This is a genomic window from Pseudomonas sp. BJa5 (genome assembly GCF_030272875.2).
Lineage (GTDB): Bacteria > Pseudomonadota > Gammaproteobacteria > Pseudomonadales > Pseudomonadaceae > Aquipseudomonas.
In genome coordinates this window covers 1-278 of record NZ_JALRNG020000140.1, presented here as the reverse complement: position 1 = coordinate 278, position 278 = coordinate 1, and the positions used below count along the sequence as shown (strand labels likewise).

The 278-nt window shown below is 69.4% G+C and carries 1 pseudogene; it reads left to right on the top strand.

The features are described 5' to 3' along the window. Nucleotides 1–278: pseudogene (locus tag M2D63_RS25750) on the top strand (AI-2E family transporter); the annotation flags it as partial.

Here is a 278-nt window from a genome sequence, read left to right as displayed (position 1 = left end):
GCCATCCTGGCCTTTGCCAGCTGGCCGCTGATGCGCCTGTTGACCAGCCTGCTGGGTGGCCGCGAGACCCTCGCCGCCGGCCTTTTGACCACCTTGTGGATTCTGCTGGTGGCACTGCCGCTGGTGTGGCTGGGTTTCAACCTGGCCGATCACGTTCGCGATGCCACCGCCTTCGTGCGCGATGTGCAGGTAGACGGCCTGCCGGATGCCCCGGCCTGGCTGGGCGGGGTGCCGCTGGTGGGCCCGCGCCTGGCGGGCTGGTGGGAAACCCTCGATCA